This is a genomic window from Microcoleus sp. MOSTC5, assembly GCF_036701825.1.
GTDB classification, from domain to species: domain Bacteria; phylum Cyanobacteriota; class Cyanobacteriia; order Cyanobacteriales; family Microcoleaceae; genus Microcoleus; species Microcoleus asticus.
Genome location: NZ_JAUBRK010000128.1, coordinates 1 through 7,195, shown reverse-complemented (window position 1 = coordinate 7,195; position 7,195 = coordinate 1). Strand labels below are relative to the sequence as shown.

Annotated in this window: 9 protein-coding genes and 2 pseudogenes; 4 read left to right on the top strand and 7 right to left on the bottom strand. The window is 40.9% G+C overall.

The window, feature by feature from the left end; genetic code table 11:
- Positions 1-304: 304 nt before the first annotated feature.
- A protein-coding gene (locus QUA54_RS33450) for an ISKra4 family transposase (RefSeq protein WP_333419243.1) occupies positions 305-1,371 on the top strand; the annotation gives its coding sequence in 2 pieces (ribosomal slippage) (positions 305-476 and positions 476-1,371; 1,068 coding nt in all).
- 26 nt (positions 1,372-1,397) lie between these two features.
- Here QUA54_RS33450 and QUA54_RS33445 read toward each other — a convergent pair.
- The 3 genes and pseudogenes from QUA54_RS33445 to QUA54_RS33435 form a co-directional block, all read right to left on the bottom strand.
- Positions 1,398-1,667: pseudogene (locus QUA54_RS33445) on the bottom strand (transposase domain-containing protein); the annotation flags it as partial.
- A gap of 187 nt (positions 1,668-1,854) precedes the next feature.
- On the bottom strand, positions 1,855-2,286 hold the full coding sequence (locus QUA54_RS33440; protein ID WP_333419241.1) for a GIY-YIG nuclease family protein: 432 nt from the start codon (positions 2,284-2,286) through the stop codon (positions 1,855-1,857).
- A gap of 290 nt (positions 2,287-2,576) precedes the next feature.
- On the bottom strand, positions 2,577-2,864 hold the full coding sequence (locus QUA54_RS33435; protein WP_333419240.1) for a hypothetical protein: 288 nt from the start codon (positions 2,862-2,864) through the stop codon (positions 2,577-2,579).
- Between the two features lie 215 nt (positions 2,865-3,079).
- Between QUA54_RS33435 and QUA54_RS33430 the strand changes: the two genes are divergently transcribed.
- Positions 3,080-3,889, top strand: coding sequence for a pentapeptide repeat-containing protein (locus tag QUA54_RS33430; protein WP_333419238.1), 810 nt, complete (start codon positions 3,080-3,082; stop codon positions 3,887-3,889).
- 65 nt (positions 3,890-3,954) lie between these two features.
- Here QUA54_RS33430 and QUA54_RS33425 read toward each other — a convergent pair whose 3' ends face one another.
- The 4 genes from QUA54_RS33425 to QUA54_RS33410 form a co-directional block, all read right to left on the bottom strand.
- Positions 3,955-4,287, bottom strand: a complete 333-nt coding sequence (locus QUA54_RS33425; protein WP_333419236.1) for a type II toxin-antitoxin system RelE/ParE family toxin — start codon at positions 4,285-4,287, stop codon at positions 3,955-3,957.
- Positions 4,284-4,535: a hypothetical protein gene (locus QUA54_RS33420; protein WP_333419234.1), complete on the bottom strand. Its 252-nt coding sequence runs from the start codon at positions 4,533-4,535 to the stop codon at positions 4,284-4,286. The genes QUA54_RS33425 and QUA54_RS33420 overlap by 4 nt, the downstream gene beginning before the upstream one ends.
- A 416-nt stretch (positions 4,536-4,951) precedes the next feature.
- The gene (locus tag QUA54_RS33415) at positions 4,952-5,299 is read right to left on the bottom strand and encodes a helix-turn-helix transcriptional regulator (protein ID WP_333419232.1); all 348 of its coding nucleotides are present in this window, start codon (positions 5,297-5,299) and stop codon (positions 4,952-4,954) included.
- A 51-nt stretch (positions 5,300-5,350) separates the two neighbouring features.
- Positions 5,351-5,716: a helix-turn-helix transcriptional regulator gene (locus QUA54_RS33410; RefSeq protein WP_333419231.1), complete on the bottom strand. Its 366-nt coding sequence runs from the start codon at positions 5,714-5,716 to the stop codon at positions 5,351-5,353.
- A 227-nt stretch (positions 5,717-5,943) separates the two neighbouring features.
- On the opposite strand from QUA54_RS33410, the gene QUA54_RS33405 reads away from it, so the two are divergent.
- On the top strand, positions 5,944-6,267 hold the full coding sequence (locus QUA54_RS33405; protein ID WP_333419229.1) for a hypothetical protein: 324 nt from the start codon (positions 5,944-5,946) through the stop codon (positions 6,265-6,267).
- Positions 6,268-6,509: 242 nt separating this feature from the next.
- Positions 6,510-7,195 (top strand): annotated as a pseudogene (locus QUA54_RS33400) (ISKra4-like element ISMiva1 family transposase); the annotation flags it as partial.

Below are 7,195 nucleotides of genomic sequence, written 5' to 3'. Positions count from 1 at the left end.
GCTTCTGTGATTTATTGCGTAAGCGTTGCTTGCCGTAGGCGTCGCATCCTTCTTTAAAAACTGTCCGGAGTATTGAAAATAGTAATTATTTCCTTATTCGCTGATTCAAAATCTCCTAACGCTAGGAAATTACGGAGTGCTCGATAATCTAAGCTGTTAAACATCTAAACTGCATTAACTAAGTTACCTTTATTTTTTATTTTTCGGTTCCATTTCATAGGGTGCATCTCACTTTTGCAAATATATGAAAAAGGGCTAAAATGAAAAAGCTAGTAAAACTGTGAAAAAAGATGAGGTAAAAAAAATGACACCCTCAGAGCAACAACGCCTAAAAGCACACTTAAAAGGGGTAGCAGAAATTCTTTACAGAAATACAGATTCAACCGAACTTTCAAATTTTGAAACTATCGAAAATTCTCTCCGTCAAAAAATGTTAAAAGAAGTTGGGCCCGAACTAGGTAGGTTTTTTTTTCAAAAGTATCAGGAATTAAAACAGGAAGACAGCGAACCGTAAAATCATTAGTCGGGTTGCTGAATATTACAGACAATCAGGCGAAATATTTCGGGCTAAAACTTTATAGTCAACTCAGTCCAATGATGGAAAAGTGCGCTCTGATAATCAGCGCCAACGAGTCTTATCAAAAAGGAGAAAAAGATTTAGAAACATTCACAGGAATTCCAGTTTCTCATAGTACCTTACAGAGATTAGTTCAGAGCCAAGAATTTGAATTGCCTACATCTAAACAAGGAGTCCAAGAAATTACCTTAGATGGAGGTAAAGTCAGGCTACGCAACGAAAACAAGGGTGAGCCATGTTATTGGAAAGATTATAAAGCCGTGTGTTTAGATAATGTTTATTGCGGAGCATTCTTTCAAAATAATCAAGATTTAATTGATTGGAGTAATAGCCAAAGATTGCTACATCCTATATATTGTATAGGGGATGGTCATCCCGGAATTTGGAACTTGTTTCAAGAAATTGGAGTGACTGAGCAAAGACAAGAAATCTTAGATTGGTATCATCTGAAAGAAAATTTGTACAAAACCGGGGGTTCATTGAAACGATTAAAACAAGCCGAAAGTCTGTTATGGTCGGGTCAAGTTAATGAAGTTATCAATTTATTTAAAGAGTTGAAAAGAAAAGGATTTAAAACCTTTTGCAATTATTTAGAGTTCCATCGCAACCGAATAGTTAACTACCGATACTATAAAGAAGAATCTTTAAGTTCTATCGGTTCTGGAACAGTGGAATCAACGATTAAACGGATTGGACTAAGGGTGAAAATATCGGGAGCGCAGTGGAATATCGAGAGTGTTTCCTCTATCCTTTCTCTTCGCTGTGCTTATCTCAATGGTCAACTTTCTACTTGATGTATCTGCAAAAGTGAGATGCACCCATGAAACAACTGTCTCATCACGCCCGTTCCTAATCTTTGTCGGGCTTGAGTAATTGCCGATTTACAGGGAAACCGCCAATATTTACCAATTTTTACCCATGCTTCATTAAGACCATCAATTAAATTTTTTAAGACATCCCGCATTGAATCTTTCGACCACAGACTCATTGCTATTACCAGGCACACTACCAGTTGTGCTGGTAGGGCGCGCTGACGTTTTTCTTCAACATTTGTTTTCGCAATAGCTTGTTCAATTGCACTGGCTGGAATTGCTATCTCTATGGCCTTGAATATCTCCTTACTTGAGATTTTGGGAGATAAAAAGTGAGAATTCTTTGAGATGCACCTTACTTGCTCTCCCTTTTTGGACACTATACTTAATTTACCACTATTTAAGCCTTAACTGAACCGTATTGACATATAACGCTTACCTCCTCCTGCACAAAATCAGTATAGTTTAATCTTCCAGTTGAGATCCAAAGACATCCTCTTCTCTCAAGCCTTTGGGCAATTTAGCACGAATTAAGTTTGCCAGAGGTCTATCTTCTGCCTTTGCATCTATATAAGCAGCTTCAATTAACTTATTCTCCTTTGTTTCCAAATAAGCAAAGTACAAGGCTTGGGTAGGATCGCTAGGAAGCTGTTTTTTATTTTTCAATAATCCCGCAATAACCTTGTTCCCTTTTCCGGTCAAATGGGATTGCAATCTTCCCCGAATACTCCTTCCCGACCTTCCTACATAATGGGTGTGATAATTATTTCCTGTTTTAGTAGAGATCGCATAAACCCCTGATGAGTTTGGCGATCTGCCCACTGCTTGAGTGTTGAGTTTGAGTTTGAGTTCGCCTTTGCTGTCGAAGTTGCACTCGATCCATTCACTCCATGCCATTTTTCTAAATTTCCTTTTGTGATTGATCTTTCACATTCCTATCTCCTTGAAACAAGGTAACAAGTCTGCCTCAGCTTTACCAGCGATAAAAAGTGACAAAAAGTGATAATAAGTAGCAACTATTAAAAATTATGCTAAAATCTACCCAGAGTTGAGGTAAATGCACGGGCAAAATGCTGTGCGCCCGCCAGCACAACCTCAAGTCTGATACTACTTTTAAGAGGATTTAACCGATGACTGCCGAGGCTGCTCTGGCTATTGTCGAAACAGTCTTAGTAAGATTGCTTTCTTTATCCCCCATAATTCCCCCGACCATAACCCCCGCTACCATAGCCTGTTTTTTTTGCTATCTGTAGCATGGTTGATTGATTTGACTTTACTTTTTTTATTTCCCTTTCTACCCTCTCTCTTTCTGCCTTGTCTGCTATTCCGATTGGCTCTTCCAATTGAGCTATTATTGTCGAATTTGGAATCTCAGAAACCTGTGAGGGCGATAAAATTCCTTTAGCCAAAGCCAAAGCAATCATAACATTCTGAATTGTCTCGGCAATGTTGTATGGTAAACTCACTTCTTTCAACTCCTGTGCGTTTTGAAATGTGCAAACATAATTTATTTATAGTAAAGCTTCATCTTGAGCGGAACCAGTGATAAATAGTAACAAATAGTGATAATAAGTAGCAAAATCTTAAAAATTATGCTAAAATCTACCAAGAGTAAGCTGCGCGCACGGGCAAAATCCCACGCAGCCAGCACAAATTGAAATCGGACACTACCTTTAAGAGGATTTAACCTATGACTGTGGATGAAGCTCTCGCCATTGTCGAAACAGTCCTAGATGACGACGAACAGTTAAACGACGTGCAAGAGCTAATCTTCAAACAGTCCTGGGAAGGCAGACAGTCTTATGAGGAAATTGCTAAACTTTCTAAATATGATGATGAATATATTAAAGCGGCTGGCTATAAACTCTGGAAGTTACTCTCAGACGCTTTTAAAGAAAAAGTAAAAAAAAACAATATTAAAGCAGTTATAAAACGATACTTGCGGCGACATCAAGTGACATTACATCGAACTCAAGTTATTGGAGTTAATCTCAGCGGTGCTAATTTAAGCGGAGCCAGAATATTATTCGCCAACTTAAGTGAATCTGATTCATCAGCAGATTTACAGGGTGCAATTATATCTGATAATAAGACGGCATCAGATGAAATTATCAAGGCTGAAGACGCACATAACCAGGGAATTTTGTCTAGCATAAAAGAACGGATTTATCACTGGAATGATTTGCGCTTTCACAGCCAAGAACAAGTAAAAATAACCGAAGCCCTCGATCGCACAAACACCCTATTCTTCCCCAACTCCAAAGCCCGCCTCACAACACCCGCAGGTAGACAAAACCAAGAACCAGATTTCCTCATATTCCACCAAGGCAAATGGGGTATTCTAGAAATATGGCATCCCGACACAGAAAAAGATGAAACGCGCGATCGCCTGTTTGCATCTCACGGTATCAGCATCATCCACTATTGCGACGCTAACAGATGCACAGAAGAACCCGATCGCATTGTCCGAGAATTTTTAGACATATTGAGTCAGGGATAGGGCGATCGCATTTTGTTAAGGCGTATTTCTGTATCGATCGGCGATCGAACACGTCTTATAGGGCCTTAAACTTCTTCATCAAGATTAGACAAAATATCTTCCAAATCCCTAGCACCATGCAAAACCCGGAGCACCTCCACCCGATCGTCTTGAAGCCGGTAAAAAATTAGATAATCTTGAAAATCCTTAATTCGCCACTGACGAATCTCCCCCATCCCAGAAGAGACCAATCGCACGACTTTTCCCATTCCCGGTATCGTCGCTAATTGGGCAAAAGTGGCTTCGGCTAACTCCAGAAATCGCTCGGCAGCACTAGCATTTCCATTGACCAGAATATAGTTTGCCTGTTGTCTGAGATCCTGCGTGGCACGATTTTTGACAATTAATCGATCGCTCATACTGGTTGTGAATCACCACCCAAAACCGATGCCCGCAAATTCTGCCAGTACGCAGCCGTAACGGGTTCTCCATCCGAGTCTAAACCCTCTTGCAGTAAACCTTCTAGTTTGGCTTGTGCCTTTTTTCGCTGGCGATCTTGCTGCACCAAATCTAGAAAATACTCTACCGCACTGGCATAAGCCCCTGCCTGAATTTGAGCCTCAATATAGGTTTGCAGCTCTTGTGGTATGGCAAGAATAACGTTCATCGTCAACACAGATTTAGGATATCTATCATTGTATCGATCTGGGATCGGGCAGCACCATAAAAATTAAAATTTGCAGCTTGAACATCGGTATAAAGTTACACACCAGATCGCATTGTCCAAGAATTTTTAGACATATTGAGTCAGGGATAGGGCGAGTGGTTTTTTCATAAGGGTGATCGCATAGGGGCCCAGAAACCGGGTTTTTTACGATAATACTTCGTTGTATCCCGCAGATTCGGTAAAAAACCCGGTTTCTTTGCTTGGAGTGGCTAAGTCCATAATAGCGATCGCACTCCGTAACAAAGTAGATTTTGCCTTGACAAATTACTAGATTTGTGATATGCACGAGTGGTGGAAATTTTTAAGGGCGCTCGGGATCTACTTCTGCAAAACGGGCGATCGCGATCGATCCTAACTCATTCCTCAGCAGCCTCAGCCGATGCAGCGAATCTATCAGCTACAGCTTTGCCAATTAGCGCCACCTGACTCAGAGGCAAAAACTGACTTTTTTTGACAATATCGTTAATTTCTGGGGCTTGCGAGACTGGATTTCCATCCAAAAAGCTGAGAAACTCTTCCAGAGTATAGCCGGCTCTCGCTGCGAGCTTACCCAAGTTTTCAGTATCAGGAACTGTATCGCCCCTTTCCCAAAGGTCAACAGCGGTAGCGGAAACGCCCAAAAGCTTACCAAACGCTCGCTGACTCATTGTTCCGCGAGCAGTTTTGAGGATTTCGCTAAGTTTTTGTCTATTTTGGATGTTCACGACTCGAAGGTTACTCAACCGTATCTACCAGTCTACTTACGAAGTGATACATCAACTATATTTCCCAGACGACTCAGCCGCCGCCGCGAGTCTATCCATCACGGCTCTACCAACCACGGCTAACTCACTAATTGGTATACATTGAATTTTTTTCAGCAGCTCGTTAGTATCTACGGGTTCACGCATGGGCTTGCCTTCCAGATGAGCCAGCAACTCTTCCAGTGTAAACCCCGCCCTCACAGCAATCTGAGCCAAATTTTCTGTATCTGGGATGCTCTGACCTTTTTCCCACAACTGAACGGCTGTCGCAGAGACACCCAGAAGCTTGCCGAATCCCCGCTGACTCATGGAACCGCGAGCTAGTTTGACAATCTCGATCAATTTTTTCTTAGCTTCTGCGTTCACAACTGCTGTCACTACTTAATCCCACATAATTCAGTTTACTTCCCAACTCCAGAATTTTCCACTTGCAATTCATAATTACACTTAACACTGGAAATGATTGCAAGTAAACTAATAATTACAACTTAAGTTTTGATAGACCCAAGGAGTCGCTAAACAAATGGTTCTGAGCTAGGAACCCAACATAAGGGGACAGCCAGATCGAACTTTGAAACCGAAGACAGACATCAGGGAAAGTAAAAATGACCAAGAGACGCAATCTAAAAACTCACAAGCCCAGCCGCACGCGTCAAAGCCTCACAGCCTCCGGTTGGCTAAAACCCCTGTGCTGGCAAATCTCCAAAATAGAAGCAGCCAAAGCCCTCAGAATGCCCGTCAACCGCATAGTCAAAGTTTACCCCAAACAACATCAAGTAATAGTCGTTTACCTGAACAAGAAAGGACAAAAATGCAGTTCCTTTTTCAGCTACAGACTATTTGCCAGATGGGAACAAGAGGCGATCGCCACAATTGCCAGTTGTAGAAACCAGCAAACCCTAGGGCGTCGGTACAGTATTAGATATTGACAAAACCGGGTAGATATGATAGTTGAATTGAGGAGCCTGTTAAATTCTCACCATCAGGAAAAAAGAAAAAACCTATGCGTCCTCCCTTATGGCATCCTCCAATTGAACTTTCAAACCATGAAGAGTTGATTATCAAACGCATTAAACGAGCCAAGCTGGGTGCATCTCACTTTTGCAAATATATGAAAAAGGGCTAAAATGAAAAAGCTAGTAAAACTGTGAAAAAAGATGAGGTAAAAAAAATGACACCCTCAGAGCAACAACGCCTAAAAGCACACTTAAAAGGGGTAGCAGAAATTCTTTACAGAAATACAGATTCAACCGAACTTTCAAATTTTGAAACTATCGAAAATTCTCTCCGTCAAAAAATGTTAAAAGAAGTTGGGTCCGAACTAGGTAGGTTTTTTTTCAAAAGTATCAGGAATTAAAACAGGAAGACAGCGAACCGTAAAATCATTAGTCGGGTTGCTGAATATTACAGACAATCAGGCGAAATATTTCGGGCTAAAACCTTATAGTCAACTCAGTCCAATGATGGAAAAGTGCGCTCTGATAATCAGCGCCAACGAGTCTTATCAAAAAGGAGAAAAAGATTTAGAAACATTCACAGGAATCCCAGTTTCTCATAGTACCTTACAGAGATTAGTTCAGAGCCAAGAATTTGAATTGCCTACATCTAAACAAGGAGTCCAAGAAATTACCTTAGATGGAGGTAAAGTCAGGCTACGCAACGAAAACAAGGGTGAGCCATGTTATTGGGAAGATTATAAAGCCGTGTGTTTAGATAATGTTTATTGCGGAGCATTCTTTCAAAATAATCAAGGTTTAATTGATTGGAGTAATAGCCAAAGATTGCTACATCCTATATATTGTATAGGGGATGGTCATCCCGGAATTTGGAACTTGTTTCAAGAAATTGGAGTGACTG

Coding starts and splice junctions, on each gene's coding strand:
- QUA54_RS33440 (WP_333419241.1), bottom strand. CDS start 2,286: ATGGCATGGAGTGAATGGATCGAGTGCAACTTCGACAGCAAAGGCGAA.
- QUA54_RS33430 (WP_333419238.1), top strand. CDS start 3,080: ATGACTGTGGATGAAGCTCTCGCCATTGTCGAAACAGTCCTAGATGAC.
- QUA54_RS33425 (WP_333419236.1), bottom strand. CDS start 4,287: ATGAGCGATCGATTAATTGTCAAAAATCGTGCCACGCAGGATCTCAGA.
- QUA54_RS33420 (WP_333419234.1), bottom strand. CDS start 4,535: ATGAACGTTATTCTTGCCATACCACAAGAGCTGCAAACCTATATTGAG.
- QUA54_RS33405 (WP_333419229.1), top strand. CDS start 5,944: ATGACCAAGAGACGCAATCTAAAAACTCACAAGCCCAGCCGCACGCGT.